This window comes from uncultured Maribacter sp. (assembly GCF_947500405.1).
In the GTDB taxonomy this organism is placed as follows: Bacteria; Bacteroidota; Bacteroidia; order Flavobacteriales; family Flavobacteriaceae; genus Maribacter_B.
In genome coordinates this window covers 136,691-155,375 of the sequence record NZ_CANMRY010000004.1, presented here as the reverse complement: position 1 = coordinate 155,375, position 18,685 = coordinate 136,691, and the positions used below count along the sequence as shown (strand labels likewise).

17 protein-coding genes are annotated in these 18,685 nt (G+C 30.2%); 13 read left to right on the top strand and 4 right to left on the bottom strand.

Going from position 1 to position 18,685, the window contains the following annotated elements:
- The first annotated feature begins 62 nt into the window (after positions 1–62).
- The 6 genes from Q0945_RS07130 (at position 63) to Q0945_RS07105 (ending at position 7,087) form a co-directional block, all read left to right on the top strand.
- The gene (locus Q0945_RS07130) at positions 63–797 is read left to right on the top strand and encodes a LytTR family DNA-binding domain-containing protein (RefSeq protein ID WP_299432679.1); all 735 of its coding nucleotides are present in this window, start codon (positions 63–65) and stop codon (positions 795–797) included.
- A 285-nt stretch (positions 798–1,082) separates the two neighbouring features.
- Entirely contained in the window at positions 1,083–1,238 is a 156-nt protein-coding gene (locus Q0945_RS07125; RefSeq protein WP_299432676.1) for a hypothetical protein, read from the top strand.
- 70 nt (positions 1,239–1,308) lie between these two features.
- Entirely contained in the window at positions 1,309–3,396 is a 2,088-nt protein-coding gene (locus Q0945_RS07120; RefSeq protein ID WP_299432674.1) for a tetratricopeptide repeat-containing sensor histidine kinase, read from the top strand.
- 107 nt (positions 3,397–3,503) lie between these two features.
- Positions 3,504–5,582, top strand: coding sequence for a tetratricopeptide repeat-containing sensor histidine kinase (locus Q0945_RS07115; RefSeq protein WP_299432671.1), 2,079 nt, complete (start codon positions 3,504–3,506; stop codon positions 5,580–5,582).
- A gap of 36 nt (positions 5,583–5,618) precedes the next feature.
- Positions 5,619–6,290 (top strand): histidine kinase, encoded by a 672-nt coding sequence (locus Q0945_RS07110; protein ID WP_299432668.1) that lies wholly within the window; start codon positions 5,619–5,621, stop codon positions 6,288–6,290.
- A gap of 143 nt (positions 6,291–6,433) precedes the next feature.
- Positions 6,434–7,087, top strand: coding sequence for a hypothetical protein (locus tag Q0945_RS07105; RefSeq protein ID WP_299432665.1), 654 nt, complete (start codon positions 6,434–6,436; stop codon positions 7,085–7,087).
- A 72-nt stretch (positions 7,088–7,159) separates the two neighbouring features.
- On the opposite strand, the gene glyA is transcribed toward Q0945_RS07105, so the two are convergent.
- Both glyA and ytxJ read right to left on the bottom strand, forming a co-directional pair.
- A complete protein-coding gene (glyA, locus tag Q0945_RS07100) occupies positions 7,160–8,434 on the bottom strand; it encodes a serine hydroxymethyltransferase (protein ID WP_299433302.1) in 1,275 nt (424 codons plus the stop codon).
- A gap of 123 nt (positions 8,435–8,557) precedes the next feature.
- Positions 8,558–8,953: a bacillithiol system redox-active protein YtxJ gene (ytxJ, locus tag Q0945_RS07095; protein ID WP_299432662.1), complete on the bottom strand. Its 396-nt coding sequence runs from the start codon at positions 8,951–8,953 to the stop codon at positions 8,558–8,560.
- A gap of 163 nt (positions 8,954–9,116) precedes the next feature.
- Here ytxJ and clpB point away from each other — a divergent pair, with 163 nt between their 5' ends.
- Positions 9,117–11,717 (top strand): ATP-dependent chaperone ClpB, encoded by a 2,601-nt coding sequence (clpB, locus tag Q0945_RS07090; RefSeq protein ID WP_299432660.1) that lies wholly within the window; start codon positions 9,117–9,119, stop codon positions 11,715–11,717.
- Between the two features lie 119 nt (positions 11,718–11,836).
- Entirely contained in the window at positions 11,837–12,433 is a 597-nt protein-coding gene (locus Q0945_RS07085) for a TetR/AcrR family transcriptional regulator (RefSeq protein ID WP_299432657.1), read from the top strand.
- A gap of 27 nt (positions 12,434–12,460) precedes the next feature.
- On the opposite strand, the gene Q0945_RS07080 is transcribed toward Q0945_RS07085, so the two are convergent.
- A complete protein-coding gene (locus tag Q0945_RS07080; RefSeq protein ID WP_299432654.1) occupies positions 12,461–14,143 on the bottom strand; it encodes a PorP/SprF family type IX secretion system membrane protein in 1,683 nt (560 codons plus the stop codon).
- An 82-nt stretch (positions 14,144–14,225) separates the two neighbouring features.
- Between Q0945_RS07080 and Q0945_RS07075 the strand changes: the two genes are divergently transcribed.
- The gene (locus tag Q0945_RS07075; protein ID WP_299432651.1) at positions 14,226–14,771 is read left to right on the top strand and encodes a phosphoglycerate mutase family protein; all 546 of its coding nucleotides are present in this window, start codon (positions 14,226–14,228) and stop codon (positions 14,769–14,771) included.
- A 98-nt stretch (positions 14,772–14,869) separates the two neighbouring features.
- On the top strand, positions 14,870–15,331 hold the full coding sequence (gene smpB, locus Q0945_RS07070; protein ID WP_299432648.1) for an SsrA-binding protein SmpB: 462 nt from the start codon (positions 14,870–14,872) through the stop codon (positions 15,329–15,331).
- Here the strand turns inward: smpB and Q0945_RS07065 are convergent.
- Positions 15,328–15,969 carry a protein-L-isoaspartate(D-aspartate) O-methyltransferase gene (locus Q0945_RS07065; protein ID WP_299432645.1) on the bottom strand — a complete coding sequence of 214 codons (642 nt, stop codon included), beginning with the start codon at positions 15,967–15,969 and terminating at the stop codon, positions 15,328–15,330. The genes smpB and Q0945_RS07065 overlap by 4 nt on opposite strands.
- Before the next feature lie 173 nt (positions 15,970–16,142).
- Here Q0945_RS07065 and Q0945_RS07060 point away from each other — a divergent pair, with 173 nt between their 5' ends.
- The 3 genes from Q0945_RS07060 to Q0945_RS07050 are packed head-to-tail and all read left to right on the top strand — an operon-like array spanning position 16,143 to position 18,677.
- On the top strand, positions 16,143–17,111 hold the full coding sequence (locus tag Q0945_RS07060) for a Gfo/Idh/MocA family oxidoreductase (protein ID WP_299432642.1): 969 nt from the start codon (positions 16,143–16,145) through the stop codon (positions 17,109–17,111).
- A gap of 1 nt (position 17,112) precedes the next feature.
- Positions 17,113–18,000, top strand: coding sequence for a 3-hydroxybutyryl-CoA dehydrogenase (locus tag Q0945_RS07055; protein WP_299432639.1), 888 nt, complete (start codon positions 17,113–17,115; stop codon positions 17,998–18,000).
- A gap of 17 nt (positions 18,001–18,017) precedes the next feature.
- The gene (locus tag Q0945_RS07050) at positions 18,018–18,677 is read left to right on the top strand and encodes a YggS family pyridoxal phosphate-dependent enzyme (RefSeq protein WP_299432636.1); all 660 of its coding nucleotides are present in this window, start codon (positions 18,018–18,020) and stop codon (positions 18,675–18,677) included.
- Positions 18,678–18,685 lie beyond the last annotated feature (8 nt).

Below are 18,685 nucleotides of genomic sequence, written 5' to 3'. Positions count from 1 at the left end.
AAGGTTTTACTAAGCTAGTTTGTTAGTATCAATCCTTAATTTGCATACAAACCTAAAAGATTTTGCAATATAAATATGCCATATTAGATTCTAATGCAACTTCCAATTTGCAATTACAGCATTACATGGAAGACTATGGTGATTTCTCTTGCACAACAATTTCAAAAAATAAAGAAGAAGGTTTAAAAAGTATTCTAAAATTCTCACCAGATGTAGTCATTATTAATTTAAATGAACTAGCGGAATCTTATTTTAATATGATTACGGAATTACATCAATATTTAGACAAACTTCCAATTTTTATAGGAATCTCAAAAACTAAAGAACACGCTTACGACGCAATAAAAAATAATTTTTATGATTACTGGCTACAACCATATAGTGAGTATGAAATTTTAAAATCTCTTCTTAAATTAAAAAAAAGACTACCAAAAAAGAATACTCCACAAACTATATGTTTAAAATCTTATCGTGATTTTCAGTATATAGATACAGACAATATATTGTATTTAAAAGCAGACAATAACGCTACCGATTTTCATATGAACGATGGCTCTATAAATAATGCCTACAAAACATTAAAAACATTTGAAAACCAACTACCTCCAAATTTTGTACGCATACATCAAAGTTATATAGTAAACACAAATTATGTATCTAGAATAAATTACGGAAAATCTATTTGCGCATTAAAGCTCACTAAAGCTCCACTACCCTTCTCTAAATCATACAAATTAAATGTAGATGAGCTTAAAAAAATTCTTTCTAGAAATACAATATCCTCTTCCCTTAATTAAAAAAATTTTACAAAAAACAGCCTAAAAGTAAAAAAATTGCAATATTATATGCAATAAATTGTTTTTACTTTATATACTTGCATGCTTTTTTGAAGCAACCTCCTCTTATTCTTTTTTATTTTAAATTTACTCTTCTAACTTAATTATTTAAATACTCTTAAAACTAGTCCAAATACTCACAGAACTTAGACGTTTACTAGTATTCTATTTATTCTAATTTTTTCACCTCTACTATTTTCTAGTTTTACTATAGAATTTAAGTATAACCCGAAAATAATTTAGAAAATGAAAAAAGTAGCAAGTATTTTAGCAGTAGCATTATTTACATTAGGTATGTTTGCAACAGCATTCGTAAGTACACAAGAAGAGGATTTTACTAATATTACAAACGCCTTGGCAAATGATGTTGGAGATGATCAAAGAGAAGGAAGAGATGGATAAAAAAAATAACTTATAGAATAAAAAAAGCCTTAAATTTTTAGTTTAAGGCTTTTTTTATACCTTTATTTTAATGAAGGTATATATAATACGCTTAACCAAAAAAAATCTCTCCCCTAGATTACTAGTTGTAGTACTATTCCTTTTACTTTTAGGATGTACTCCGCAAGTAACCAATAAAAACACAAGTACTACGCCTATAACAGACAGCATATCTTCCTGGATTGCTAAAGGAAAAGATAAAAAGCTTACAAAAAAACAGCGTTTAGAATTCGTAAACAAAGCCTACCTAAAAAACAAAGATGTAAAACCAGATTCTGTTAAAATTAAAAACCTTTCTTCAATCTCTTACCGTTATCTTAGTCTTAAAGACTCTTTATACTTTAGAAAAACCAATACAGAAACCATAGAACTTTCTAAAGCCACTAAGGATACCACTACCCTTGCCAATTCTTATTGGGATTTAAGTGTTTTCTTTGACAAAGAATCTATAATGGATAGCTCCTATTTTTATTATCAAAAAGCAGCAAAACTTTTTTTAGATATAAAAAACAATACAAATGCTGCTAGAATGTATAGAGCAATGGCTAGTATTCAAGAAGACATAAATGACAATACAGGTGCTGAAATTAACTGTATAAAAGCTATTGAGCTGCTAAAACCTTTAAAAGAATATAAACACCTCTCTAACTGTTATAATACTTTAGGATTAATTGCAAGTAATCTAGATGAATTAGAAAAATCTATTGCCTATTATAAAGAGGCTTCTGCTTATGATATTAAAGCGAATAAAAGAAAAACTAACTTCAAAATTAATAACAACCTAGGCAATATTTATCAAAGAAAAAAAGAGCATACAAAAGCTATCCCCTATTTTAAAGAGGTAATAGATATTAAAAACTTAGAAAGTAACTATCCTACATCGTATGCACTGGCACTAAACAATTTAACTTACTCTAGGTTTAAACTTGGCGCAACAGATAGTATTAAAGAAAATTATGAAAAGGTTCTACAAATTAGAGAAACAGAAAAAGATATATATAAAATAAGTGCAAGTCATTACTATCTAGCAGAATATTATCTTTCTACAAAAGATACCACAAATGCACTTATACACGCTAGATTTGCAAGAGATTATGCCAAAGAAGCCTCTAATACACTACGCTTATTAAAATCTTTACAATTACTGGCTCAGATTAATCCAATAAATGCTACGGATTACCACCTAGAACATATAAAAATTACAGACAGTATGCATATTGCAGAACGGAAAATACGAAATAAATTTGCCCGAATCCGTTTTGAAACAGATGAGTTTATAGCAGAGAACGAATTACTACAAAAACAAAAACAATTATGGACTGGTATTACTGCTGGCTTAGTATTACTATTAATTGCTATATACATAATAGTTTCGCAACGTAATAAAAACCAGAAATTAAAATTTACGCAACAGCAACAAGCTAACAACCAAGAGGTTTTTAATTTAATGCTTGCCCAAAAAGAAAAAGTGGATGAGGCAAAGAGAAACGAACAAAAAAGAATCTCAGAAGAATTGCATGATGGGGTTTTAGGTAAAATGCTTGGAGCAAGAATGGTTCTTACAGGATTAAACAAAAAAGCAGACCCTGAAGCTATAGAAGAAAAAGCAAAAGCAATAGCTGCTCTAAAAAATGTAGAGGGAGAAGTCCGTGCAATTTCTCATGAACTTAACCATGCAGCTTACCAAAAAATTCCTAACTTTATTAATTCAATTGAGGAATTATTAACTACTCTTGCTAAAAATGCAAAAATTGAACAAGAATTTAATTTCAACAATACAGTTGACTGGGATACGTTATCAGGAGATATAAAAATTAACGTGTATAGAATGATTCAAGAATGTATACATAACTCTATTAAGCATGCTGAATGCCAAAAAGTATATGTAAATTTTGATATACATAAATATAACTTTGAAGTAACTGTAGGTGATAATGGAAAAGGATACGAGTTTAATAAAGAGAAAAAAGGAATTGGTCTACGAAATATTAAATCTAGAATAGAAAAACTTAATGGACATTTTACAGTTGATTCAAAACTAGGAAAAGGAACTTCTTTCTTTTTTAATATTCCAATTTCTAATATTAAAAAATACGAAGAAAAAGAAATTTCTGCATAAATCAAGATTTCTTAAACTAAAAAATACATTATAAAAGAAACTATAATTTTAAACTATTGTAGAACCTTAAATTTTTAGTTTAAGGCTTTTTTTATACCTTTATTTTAATGAAGATTACTACAATACACCTATTAAAAAATAATCTATTTCCCAGATTATTACCACTACTACTTTTATGTTTATGTATTGGGTGTACCAAGCTGGTAAAGGATAAAAACACAAGTACTACGCCTGTAACAGACAGCATATCTTCTTGGATTGCGAAAGGAAAAGATAAAAAGCTTACAAAAAAACAGCGTTTAGTATTCGTAAACAAAGCCTATCTAAAAAATAAAGATGTAAAACCAGATTCTGTTAAAATTAAAAACCTATCTTCAATCTCTTACCGTTATCTTAGTCTTAAAGACTCTTTACACTTTAGAAAAACCAATACAGAAACCATAGAACTTTATAAAGCCACTAAGGATACCACTACCCTTGCCAATTCCTATTGGGATTTAGGTTATTTTTATGACAAAGAATTTGTAATGGATAGCTCCTTCTTCTATTATCAAAAAGCAGCAAAACTTTTTTTAGATATAAAAAACAATACAAATGCTGCAAGAATGTTTAGAGCAATGGCTAGTATTCAAGAAGAAATACATGATAATACGGGTGCTGAAATTAACTGTATAAAAGCTATTGAGCTGCTAAAACCTTTAAAGGAATATAAACACCTCTCTAAATGTTATAATACTTTAGGTATAATTGCTTCTAATTTAGAAGAATCCAAAAAATCTATTGCCTATTACAAAGAGGCTTCAGCTTATGATGTTAAAGCAAATAACAGAAAAACTGATCTTGGTATTATTAATAACTTAGGAAATGCCTATCAAAAAAAAAAAGAGTATGCAAAAGCAATCCCCTACTTTAAAGAAGTCGTGGAAATTAAAAATTTAAAAAATAGCAGTCCTTCATTGTATGCACTTGCCCTAAATAATTTAACCTATTCTAGGTTTATGCTTGGCGCAACAGATAGTATTAAAGAAAATTATGAAAAAGTTCTAAAAATTAGAGAAAGAGAAAAAGAGCTTTTTAAAATAAGTACAAGTCATTATTTCCTAGCAGATTATTATCTTTCCATAAAAGATACCACAAATGCACTTTTGCATGCTACGTCTGCAAGAAGTCATGCCAAAGAAGCCTCTAATACACTACGCTTATTAAAATCTTTACTATTACTGGCTCAGATTAATCCAATAAATGCTGCAGATTACCACCTAGAACATATAAAAATTACAGACAGTATGCATATTGCAGAGCAGCAAATACGAAATAAATTTACTAGGATTCGTTTTGAAACTGATGAAGTTATTGCGGAGAATAAACTATTGTATCAAGAAAAAAAACTATGGACTGGTATTACTGCTGGCTTAGTTTTATTATTAATTGCTATATACATAATAGTTTGGCAACGTAATAAAAACCAGAAACTAAAATTTACGCAACAGGAACAAGCTAACGACCAAGAAATATTTAATTTAATGCTTGCTCAAAAAGAAGAAATAGAGGAAGCTAAAAGAAACGAACAAAAAAGGATTTCCGAGGAATTGCATTATAGTATTTTAGATAAAATTCTTGGAGCAAGAATGGTACTAACTGGTCTAAATAAAAAAATAGATCCTGTGGCTATAGAAGAAAAAATAAAAGGCATAACTATTTTAAAAAATGTAGAAAGAGAAGTTCGTACAATTTCTCACGAACTTAACCATGCTGCTTACCAAAAAATTCCTAACTTTATTAATTCAATTAAGAAATTATTAAGTACTCTTGCCAAAAATGCAAAAATTGAGCAAGAATTTAATTTCAACAATACATTTGATTGGGATACGTTATCAGGAGACATAAAGATTAATGTGTATAGAATGATTCAAGAATGTATACATAACTCTATTAAGCATGCAGAATGCCAAAAAGTTTATGTAAATTTTAATATACATAAATTTAATTTTGTAGTTACTGTAGGTGATAATGGAAAAGGATACGAGTTTAATAAAGAGAAAAAAGGATTTGGTTTGCGAAATATAAAATCTAGAATAGAAAAACTTAATGGATATTTTACGATTGATTCTTCTATAGAAAAAGGAACTACTCTTGTTTTTAACATACCTATATCTAACATACATAAACATAAAATACCTGCATAGCTAGGTCCTTCAATACAAACAACAACTACGCATATAATGGAAACAATTAGAATTTTAGCTATTGATGATCATGAAATGACACCTCTTGGATATAAATATATTTTAGAAGGCACAGAATTTGAAAATTTTGAAGTAAAAGTAGATGTTGCCAGAGGGTTTGAACTTGGTAAATCTAAAATTGAAACTTCTGGGAGATCATCTATTCATTATGACATTATTTTACTAGATATACAACTTTTTCCAACGCATTTACATGATGAGCGCAGTGGAGAAGATTTAGGGAAACTTGCACGTCAAGTTTCTCCAGATTCTAAAGTAGTTTTTATGTCTTCTTTTAGCGATAGCTATAAAATTAACAGTGTATTTAAAACAGTGGATCCAGACGGGTACATGGTGAAATCTGAAATTGATGAAAAGTCATTAATAGCAATGGTAGAAACTGTAGTTGTAAACCCTCCTTATTATACCGCTGGAGCATTAGCTGCCGTAAGAAGAAAAATGGCAAATGATATAGTTATTGATGAAGTAGATAAAAAAATACTATTTAACCTATCTATTGGCGTTAGAACCAAAGATATTGCGCCTTTAATTTCTGCTGCAATAACCACAGTGGAGTCCAGAAAAAGACAATTAAAAACACTTTTTGGGATAGATAGCGGAAATGATTTAGCTTTAATAGAAGAGGCTAGAAAAAGAGGATTTATTTAAATCTGGACTACAAATTTTCAAAATTTAACATTTAAATAATCAAATAAAGCAAAAACCTCATTTTATATGAGGTTTTCCTATGCTCTAAAACTAAGACTTACATATATATTTGTTTGTATCATAAATAAATTACAAGCAATCATATGTCAACATACAAAGACAACTCTAAAAAAAGTGATGCTTGGAGGTTCCCCCATACCCTTCAAACTATTTCTATATTTTCTTTTATAAAAAAAATAGAAAAAGATTTTTTTGCAGAAGTAACTGTACAAAATTTTGGATATATAGAGGATAGCATTTCTATTTCAATACAATTAGATTGCAACCTATCTTTAATTGAAATATTAAATCATGCAAACTTAGGTACTTGGGGTGGTTTTAAAAGTAATACAGATTTAAATCCTTTGTCTAAAGCTATTGAAATCTTACAGAATGAAAATAACTGTAATATAGCTATAAGTGAGTTCTCCCTTTTTTTAAAAGATACATCAATCATAATTAATAAAACAAACAATCTAAATATATCTAAAGAATTAAACGCTATCCTTAGAGAAATAGCTAGTCAATATATTTACATTTCAAATGGTTTTACAAAAAAGCCATTCGAAATATATATTCCAGTTTTAGAAGAAAATGATTTTGATATGGAAATGTATATCCCTGAAGAATGTGGCCAAAAAAGCTACAATGAATACTGGGGTATTTATTTTGAGTCAGAAGAAGAGGCTGTAATATATGACGTTAAAGAAAATTCATATTTACCAGAAGAGCTACATCTTTGTTTGGTAGAATATTAGTTTTAAATTTAGTTCAACAAAAAATCCCATTATGTGTAATAATGGGATTTTTTAATTAAAAAAAATATTTATCTAAGCATTAAATAAATCTCTTCCTTTCATTAAAGCATTTACTTTTGCTTTTACTGCAGCAAGTACTTCTGTATCTTCTGGACTAGAAATTACTTCATCAATAAAATCTACAATTACATTCATATCTGCTTCTTTTAATCCTCTTGTTGTTATTGCTGCGGTACCAAAACGCACACCAGAAGTAACAAATGGAGATTTATCATCAAAAGGAACCATATTTTTGTTTGCTGTAATATCTGCTAATACAAGAGCTTTTTCAGCATCTTTTCCAGAAATATTCTTATTTCTTAAATCTATTAGCATCATATGATTGTCTGTTCCACCAGAAATAATATCGTACCCCTTAGTTACAAATGCTTTAGCCATTGCCTCTGCATTTTTCTTTACTTGTACCATATAGTGCAAATACTCGTCAGATAAAGCTTCTCCAAAAGCAATTGCTTTTGCTGCTATAATATGTTCTAATGGTCCACCTTGATTCCCTGGAAATACAGCTAAATCTAGTAATGCAGACATTTTTCTTAATTTTCCATTTTTTAGAGTTATTCCAAATGGGTTATCAAAATCTTCGCCCATTAATATAAGTCCACCTCTTGGTCCTCGTAAAGTTTTATGAGTTGTTGTTGTAACTATATGACAATGAGGAATTGGATCATTTAAAATTCCTTTTGCTATTAAACCTGCAGGATGAGAAATATCTGCTAACAACAATGCCTCAACACTATCTGCAATTTCTCTAAATTTTTTAAAGTCTATATCTCTAGAATATGCAGATGCTCCTGCAATTATCATTTTTGGTTTTTCTTTTGTTGCAATTTCTTGAATTACATCATAATCTAACCTTCCTGTTTCTTTATCTACACCATAAAATACAGGGTTATATAAACGACCAGAAAAATTTACTGGAGAACCATGCGTTAAGTGCCCTCCATGTGATAAATCAAAACCTAGTATTGTATCTCCTGGTTTTAAACATGCATGGTATACAGAAGCATTTGCTTGTGACCCCGAATGTGGTTGCACATTAGCGTAAGCAGCTCCAAATAATTCTTTTGCTCTATCTATTGCTAATTGCTCTACTTTATCAACAACTTCACAACCACCATAATATCTTTTTCCTGGGTAGCCTTCTGCATATTTATTTGTTAATACAGAGCCTGCGGCTTCCATTACTTGTGGGCTAGTAAAATTCTCAGAGGCAATTAATTCTACACCATTAATCTGGCGCTCTCTTTCTTCTTCAATTAAATCAAAAATCAGGTTGTCGCGTTGCATATTATATGTTTGCATTAAATGAAATGCAAAAATACAAATTGGGAATCATTTTTTAATACTATAAAATCATTTTTGGAATAGATTTTATTAAAAAAACATTAACAAATATTATGGATTAAATAATTACAAATATTCTTTTAATACCAAATCGTTAATTCCTCCGTGAGAAGAACTAGCCTCTACTACTCCATTTTTAACTAATAGTAATTGAGGAGATTGGTGTATTAACTGAAATTTTATAGCCACCTCGTTAGAAACAGGTCTATAACTATGTAAATCTAAATAATACAAATCTGCCTGTTGCTCATTTAAATCATAAGTTTCTTGAAACATATTCATAACCATTCTACTAATACCACAAGTAGTAGAATGCTTAAAAATAACCTGTAGTTTACTTTTAGATTTTTCTTCTATATCATTTAATTGCGCAACATTAGTTAAAGGTATCCATGGAATTACTTTTTTTTCTTTTTTCTCTTCATTACTACTACCTCCAAATAGGCTATTTAATATTCCCATAATTACTTTATTTAATAAGTCGCACAACTATTATTTCCTTACAAACTGCCGTTATGTCTTATGTTAACAAGCAATTTCAGACATTTTGTCTACACTCCCTTCTTGGTAAGATTGTTGACCTCTATACACCAAAACTAAGAAATAACATTAAATTATAAGAGCTATGAACTTTAATAATTTTACTATAAAATCCCAAGAAGCTGTACAGCAAGCACAAATACTTGCACAATCTTTAGGGCATCAACAAATAGAAAATGAACATTTATATAAAGGAATATCTGAAGTAGATGAAAATGTACTTCCGTTTCTTTTAAAAAAGTTAAATGTAAATAATAATTTATTAAAACAAATATTAGACAAAGAGTTAGAGAGTTTCCCAAAAGTGTCTGGAGGAGATATTATGGCATCCAGAGAGGCTAGTAAAACATTAACTGAAGCAAGTGTTCTTGCTAAGAAAATGAAAGACGAGTATGTTTCTTTGGAACATTTATTACTTGCCATTTTTAAATCTAAAAGTAAGATAGCGCAAATATTAAAAGACCAAGGCGTTACCCAAAAAGATTTAGAAGCTGCTATAGATGAGTTAAGAAAAGGAGGAAATGTAACTTCTCAAAGTGCAGAAGAAACGTATAATTCTCTAGATAAATATGCCAAAAATCTAAACAAATTAGCAGACAATGGTAATTTAGACCCTGTTATAGGTCGTGATGAAGAAATTCGTAGAATCCTTCAAATATTATCTAGAAGAACCAAAAATAACCCAATGTTAGTTGGGGAACCTGGTGTTGGTAAAACGGCCATTGCAGAAGGCCTTGCCCATAGAATTGTACTTGGTGATGTTCCTGAAAATTTAAAAGAAAAAATTATTTATTCTTTAGATATGGGTGCGCTAATAGCTGGTGCAAAATATAAAGGGGAATTTGAAGAAAGATTAAAATCTGTAATAAAAGAAGTAACAGAATCTGACGGAGATATTGTATTATTTATTGATGAAATACACACCTTAGTTGGTGCTGGCGGAGGTCAGGGTGCTATGGACGCAGCAAACATTCTTAAACCAGCATTAGCAAGAGGAGAGTTAAGAGCAATTGGAGCAACAACTTTAGACGAATATCAAAAATACTTTGAAAAAGATAAGGCTCTAGAACGTCGCTTTCAAAAAGTAATAGTAGATGAACCAGATACTGAAAGTGCAGTTTCTATTCTTAGAGGCATTAAAGAAAAATATGAAGCGCATCATAAAGTAAGAATAAAAGATGAAGCCGTAATAGCTGCTGTAGAACTATCGCAACGTTATATTACAAATCGTTTTTTACCAGATAAGGCTATAGATTTAATGGATGAAGCTGCTTCTAAATTAAGAATGGAAATTAATTCTAAACCAGAAGAGTTAGATGTTTTGGATAGAAAGATAATGCAGTTAGAGATAGAAGTTGAAGCAATAAAACGTGAAAACGATACTGCTAAAGTAAAGTCTTTGAATATAGAATTAGCGAACCTTAAAGAAGAGCGAATTGAAATTTTTGCAAAATGGGAAAGTGAAAAAACAGTAGTAGACAATATCCAAAAAACGAAACAGGATATTGAAAACTATAAACTAGAAGCGGAAAGGGCAGAAAGAAATGGAGATTATGGTAAAGTTGCTGAACTACGGTATGGCAAAATAAAAGATGCGCAAGAAAATCTAGAAAAACTACAGGTAGAACTTGAACAACAGCAAAATGCAGGAACGCTTATAAAAGAAGAGGTTACTAATGAAGACATTGCAGATGTAGTTGCAAAATGGACTGGTATACCTGTTACAAAAATGCTGCAAAGCGAAAGAGAAAAACTATTGCAATTAGAAGATGTTTTACACAAACGCATTGTAGGGCAAGAAGAAGCAATAGTTGCTGTTTCTGATGCTATTAGAAGAAGTAGAGCAGGTTTACAAGACACAAAAAAGCCAATAGGTTCTTTCTTATTTTTAGGAACTACAGGAGTTGGTAAAACAGAACTTGCAAAGACATTAGCTTCTTATTTATTTGATGACGAAAACGCTATGACAAGAATTGATATGAGTGAATATCAAGAACGTCATTCTGTAAGTAGATTAGTAGGTGCACCTCCAGGTTATGTTGGTTATGATGAAGGCGGACAATTAACAGAAGCTGTGCGAAGACGCCCCTACTCTGTAATACTATTAGATGAAATAGAAAAAGCGCATCCAGATACATTCAATATTCTATTACAAGTCTTGGATGAAGGTAGATTAACAGATAATAAAGGTAGGGTTGCAGATTTTAAAAACGCTATTATAATTATGACAAGTAATATGGGAAGCCATATTATTCAAGAAAAATTTGAAAATAGTAAAGACACTTTTAGCGCAACAGAATCTGCCAGAGTAGAAGTTTTAGGTTTATTACGAAAAACTATTAGGCCCGAATTTTTAAATAGAATAGATGATATTATCATGTTTACCCCTTTAAACAAAGAAGATATTAAACAAATAGTAGAACTACAGATAGAACAACTTAAAAAAATGCTCAATAAGCAAAATATTGCTATAGATGCCACACAAGAAGCTATTACATACTTAGCAAATAAAGGTTATGAACCACAGTATGGTGCTAGGCCAATAAAAAGAGTAATACAAAAAGAAGTTCTTAATAATTTATCTAAAGAACTTCTAAAAGGAAACATTAAAGCTGAAAGTATTGTATTAATAGATTCTTTTAACGATACTTTAGTTTTTAGAAATCAAAACGAACTAGCTTCATAAATTTTATTTATTTTATCGATATAGCTATTCATAATTATAGCTATATCGATTTTTTTTATTAAAATTTATACCATACAGTATATAGTTTTTTTATATTCGTATAAAATAACACCCCATTAATGTCTGGAAAAGCAAAAAAAACAACCGCTTTTATTATAGAAACTGTAGCTCCTGTTTTTAATAAACATGGTTATATAGGTACCAGCATGAGCGATTTAACGGACGCTACTGGTTTAACCAAAGGTGCTTTATATGGGAATTTTGAAAACAAAGAAGCCCTTGCTTTATCTGCTTTTGAATATAGTCGTAATATACTATTAAATGCTATTGATAAACAGCTTGCTATAGATGGGAAATCTTTAGATAAATTATTTAATCTTATAAAGTTTTACCGTAAATATGACATCTTTACGCTTCCTTTAGGTGGTTGTCCTATTCTTAATACAGGTGTAGATGCGCAACACAATAATAAATTATTGGCTGCAGCTTCCAGAGAAACAATTAAAGATATTGAAGGTAAAATAGCTCTAATTCTAGAAAATGGTGTAAACAATAATGAAATTCATTTACCAGTAACTCCTTTACAATTTGCTAAACAAATGTACACCATGATACAAGGAGCTGTTGCAATGTCTACTATTACAAAAGACCGTAAATACTTATTAAATACAGTTGCCTATTTAGAGGTTCTTATAAAAAAAGAGATTAAAAAATAAATTTCAATCTCTCTATTTAATTTTATTCTACTCTCCTTTTACTCTAAATATCCATAGTTTTTGAGTATATCTTCCACTTATACCACTATCTCTACCTTGCCTAGCTTCTTTAATAGTATTGTAACGAATTAAATATACGTAATTAAACTTATTCTTACTTCTATAAAAAGACCCCACATTAAATCCTTTCTTCCTCATGTCTTCTTTAAAAAGTTCATGATATTTTTTAGTTCTAAATACATTTGCTATTAAATAATATCCAGGCTCTAAATTTCCTTCTTTAATTACCTCTTCATACTTCTCCCCTTTTTGCAAAGTAACAACTTCTGTCTTTATTATATTTTTTATTCTCTCTTTTTCTTCAAGAGCTAGTTTAATAGCATTAAGGGAATCCTTAGCCTTTTCTTCTCTTAACTTTCTAGAATATGCTAAAGCTTCTTGCAAACGTATATTTTCAAGAGAATCTGCAGTCTTTTTTTCTTGAGCTCTAATCATAGCTAATCTTGTTTCTTCTTTCTTAGCTTCTTTCTCAAGTTTCAATTTACGTTTATGGTTCCTAATAGAATCTTTTTTGCGTTTACGATTATCTTTTGTTGAAATAGCAACCCTAGTATTTTTAACTTTAGATAAAGAATCTTTTTTAATTTTAGCTTTTTCTTTAGCTTCTTTTTCTTTTTTCTTAGTTTCTTCCTTTAATGCAAGAGATTCCGTTTTAGTTAATTTTTCTTTTAACTTCTCCTTTTCTTCAAGTTCTTTTTCTTGCTTTTCTTTTTCAATATCCTCTGGAGTTTGTTTTTCTAATTCTTTACCAAAATTATACGCGGTAACAATCTCAAAAGTTGGATTCACATCATTTAAATCATTACTAGTTGCAAATTCTACTAATGCACCAACTGAAAAACTTTTAAAAAAATGTCCTCCTGCTCCTGCAGATATACCATAAAAATTATTATAACCTACTTGCGACCAAAACTTAGACGTATCTAAAATTGTAGTAATGCCAAACTGAGAATCTTGGTTGGGCACAGATTTATAGTAAATGTTGGGCTGTAAATAAGCATCTTCATTAAATAAGGATAAAGGAAACTCATAAGCTCCAGAAACATAATAAATGCGTTCAGATGAAAATGAATGTCTCTCTTTAGTTTTAAAATTATAATCAAATAAATTCTCTGCAACAAAACCAAGACTAAAACGATCTATTTGTAAGTTTATTCCAGGTGCCACTTGCAATATAAATGCACTTGCACTACTATTAGTAATAAAATGTGGCAATTGAGCTTGTTGATTCGTTTGTAAACGAGTATCTGCTAATTCTTGCTGGTAACCAATAACATTAAGCCCAATTCCTAAGTCTATTCCAGAGCCTAGATTTATATTATGCGCATAATTTATTACTCCACCAGTATCAATAAAAACTCCTGTATTATTTTGCAAATACCCCACCCCTATAGATGAAACATCTGATAGTTTTCTATTATAATTTAAAAATATAGATGTTGGATCCGCATCTATATTTTGCCATTGCCAACGTGTCCAAAAATCTATTGATTGAGTTGTTCTCCCTAATAATGAACTTGCAGGATTTAATAAACTGCTACTAATATTTGTAATATTATGTTGCCTAATGTCTCCAGGCAAAATAACATTTTGCGCATTAGACACCAAGAACATTAAAAAAACTATATAAAGTATATTATTTTTTTGCATATGCAAAAAAACAAAAAAAACTGCTTCTAAATACTATTTTCCCCTATTTTTAGTTATTATCTAAGTTACAGACTATCCAATTATGAAAGCAATTAAAAGCCTACTAGTTATATTATTATTTGTTAATTTTTCTTCTTGTAAAGACAAAACTAATTCAGAGAAAGTTAATCCTGTAAAAGAAGTATCTACTTACTATTTTATAAGACATGCAGAAAAAGACAGGAGTAACACGGATAATATAGATCCAGAACTTATTCAAAAAGGACTAGGAAGAGCTATGCATTGGGCTGAAATTTTTGATGATGTAGAACTAGATGCTATTTATTCTACAGATTTTTTAAGAAGTTCTATGACTGCTGCACCTACATCTGTTAAAAAAAATATAGATGTAAAGTATTATAATTTTGATGATATTATAGTAAACCAGTTTAAAAAAGACCATGTAAATCAAACTATTTTAATTGTTGGTCATGGTGATACTACTCCAGAATTTGTTAATCAGTTATTAGAAGAAGATAAATACAGTATTATGGAAGACTACGACAATGGCAGCCTTTTTATTGTTCAAATAACTAACGGGGTTGCAACTTCACAACGCTTACATATAAACTGTAATTGCCCTGATTAACATATCGCACTTATGTTTATAATTTACTTAAATAAAGTTTTTCTTTTTTAAGGCAATAAAAATGCTTATCCCAATATTGTGCTTATTTTTGTTTTATTATGCAAACTAACATAAACATTAAAAACAAGAAAGCTCGTTTTGAATACGAGATTCTAGATAAATATACTGCTGGTATTGTTTTATCTGGTACAGAAATTAAATCTATTAGATACGGAAGAGCATCTATAACAGAAAGTTTTTGTGAGTTTAATGACAAAGGAGAGCTCTTTGTAATTAATATGCAGGTTGATGAATACTCTCATGGCTCTCATTATAATCACTTACCAAAGGCTGCACGCAAGCTATTATTAAACAAAAGAGAGTTAAAAAAACTAGATCGAGAAGTAAAAACCTCAGGACTAACTATAGTGCCTCTTAACCTTTTTATAAACGAAAAAGGTTTTGCTAAAATGAATATTGCTTTAGCAAAAGGTAAAAAGCTTTACGACAAAAGAGAAACCATAAAAGATCGCGATAACAAAAGAGATTTAGCAAGAGTTAAGAAAAGTTTCAACTCTTAATTTTTGTTTTCTAATAGAGGCACAAAACGAAAAGAACCATACTCGGTTTTTTGAAACTCTTTCTCAGATTTTCTAACAAATAATGTCATTATTTGATCATTTACACCAACAGGAATAACTAACCTACCTCCTATTTTTAATTGTGCCAGCAAGGTTTTTGGTACTTCTGGAGCACCCGCAGTAACAATAATACCATCAAAAGGAGCTTCCTCTGGCATACCTTTGTAACCATCGCCAAAAATCATTTTTTTTGGTCTATATCCCATTTTCTTAAAAAAAATAGATGTTTTTTTAAAAAGCTCTAATTGCCTTTCTATAGAATACACTTTAGCATGCAAGGCCAATAAAACCGCTGTTTGGTACCCACTCCCTGTACCAATTTCTAATATTTTTTTATTTGCAGAAACTTGCAGAAGCTCTGTCTGAAAAGCCACAGTATACGGTTGCGAAATAGTTTGGTTTGCTGCAATTGGAAAAGCCTTGTCCTGGTACGCATGCCCCTCAAAGCTACTATCCATAAACAAATGTCTGGGAATTTTCCTAATAGCATTTAAAACATTCTTATCCTCTATACCTTTTTCAATTAGCACTTCTGCTAATTTATTACGCATTCCGCTATGTTTAAGAGTATCTTTCAATCGGGGTTGGTTTAGTTCTCAAAGTTAGGAAAGTTAATTAGAAGAATAAAAACGAAACGCTATTTCTTAGTATATTTTTAGTATCAAATATTTCTATTATTATAACCATAAAGTTTTAAAATATCAAGACAATAAACTTCTAAAGTATCCGTATTTTTGAAAAAACGAAATATATGCTTAAAGTTGGTGTTCTTGGCGCTGGTCACTTAGGAAAAATTCATCTTCGCCTATTAAATGAATCTAATAAATATACTTTAATTGGTTTTTATGACCCTGATGCTATAAATGGTAAAAAAGTAGCCGACCAATTTGGGTACACCTATTTTGATAATATAAATGCACTTATAGATGCCGTAGATGTTGTTGACATAGTAACTCCTACTCTTTCTCACTACGACTGCGCTAAAAAAGCAATAGAAAAAGGTAAGCACATTTTCATAGAAAAACCTATAACAAATACATTAGAAGAAGCCGAAGAGCTTATTTCTTTAGCCACTAAGAATAATGTAAAAGGACAAGTGGGGCATGTAGAAAGATTTAACCCTGCTTTTTCTGCGGTTAAAAATAGTATAGATGCTCCCATGTTTATTGAAACGCACCGTTTGGCAGAATTTAATCCAAGAGGAACAGATGTGCCAGTGGTTTTAGATTTAATGATTCATGATATAGATGCTATTCTAAGCGTTGTAAAATCTAAGGTCATAAAAGTAAATGCTAGTGGTGTTTCGGTTATAAGTAAATCTCCAGACATTGCTAATGCTCGTTTGGAATTTGAAAATGGTTGTGTTGCGAATTTAACAGCGAGTAGAATTTCTTTAAAAAACATGAGAAAATCTAGATTTTTTCAGAAAGATGCTTATATCTCTGTAGATTTTTTAGAGAAAAAAGTAGAGGTTGTAAAAATGAAAGATGCTCCCGAAAAAACTGGTGATTTTGATATGATTTTACAAAATGCAGAAGGAGAAAAAAAGCAAATTTATTTTGAAAACCCTGAAATAGAAACAAACAACGCAATTTTAGACGAATTAGAAACCTTTGCAGATGCAATAAACTCTAACTCTACTCCCATTGTAACCCTACAAGACGGTACTGCCGCATTAAAAGTTGCATTAGAAATTATAGAATCTTTTAATCATATTTAGCATGAAAAACATTGCTGTTATTGGAGCAGGAACAATGGGTAATGGTATTGCTCATGTATTTGCTCAAAATAATTTTAAAGTAAATCTAGTAGATATATCTGAAGCATCTTTGGAAAAAAGTATTGCTACGATTACTAAAAATTTAGACCGTCTTATTACCAAAGATAAAATAACGAAAGATGTTAAAATTAACACTTTAGCAAATATTACAACATATACTTCTATCCCTAATGGTGTTAAAAACACAGATTTAGTAGTAGAAGCAGCTACAGAAAAAACCGATTTAAAACTAAAAATATTTAAAGAGTTGGACGAAGCTTGCCAAGAAAATACTATTCTAGCAACAAATACTTCCTCTATTTCTATTACTAAAATTGCTGCAGTTACGAATAGACCAGATAAGGTTATAGGAATGCATTTTATGAACCCTGTGCCAATCATGAAATTAGTAGAAATTATTAGAGGTTACAACACATCAGACAATACTACAAAAACCATAATGGACATTTCGCTCCAATTAGGAAAAACTCCAACCGAAGTTAATGACTATCCTGGTTTTGTTGCAAATCGTATTTTAATGCCTATGTTAAATGAAGCCATAGAAGCATTATATAATGGAGTTGCAGGAGTATCTGAAATTGACACCGTTATGAAATTAGGTATGGCGCACCCAATGGGACCTTTACAGTTAGCCGATTTTATAGGCTTAGATGTATGTTTATCTATTCTAAACGTACTTTATGATGGTTTTAAAAACCCAAAGTATGCTCCTTGTCCTCTTTTAGTAAACATGGTAATGGCAGGCAAGCTAGGTGTAAAATCAAGAGAAGGTTTTTATGATTATTCCGAGTCCAAAAAAGCAGAAAAAATAGCAAAGCAATTTGCTTAAAATAGTAGTATATCTTTATGTCTATAAAGCAAAATTTACAAAACATAAAAAACACGCTTCCTAATGAGGTTACATTAGTTGCTGTTTCTAAAACAAAGCCTATTCTGGATCTACAAGAAGCTTACAATGCTGGTCAACGCATTTTTGGCGAAAATAAGATTCAAGAAATGGTTCAAAAATGGGAAACACTTCCTAAAGACATAGAATGGCACATGATTGGGCATGTACAACGCAATAAAGTAAAGTACATGGCCGAGTTTGTCTCTTTAATTCATGGTGTAGATAGCTTAAAACTACTTACCGAAATTAATAAACAGGCTGCAAAACACAACAGAATAATTCCTTGCCTATTACAAATTCATATTGCAACAGAAGAAACCAAATTTGGGTTAAATGAAGAAGAATTAATAGCACTTCTTAATTCTAAAAGTTATGAAAATTTAAAAAATATAGAGATAAAGGGACTCATGGGAATGGCTACTTTTACAAGTGACGAAAATCAAATAAAAAAAGAATTTAGTTCTTTAAAATCAATTTACAACAACACAAAAAATATTCTTCCAACCATTACAATCTTATCTATGGGCATGAGTGGAGATTACCAAATAGCTATAAAAGAAGGAAGCACCATGGTAAGAATAGGTAGTAGTATTTTTGGAGTTAGAAATTATAAGTAACATCAAAC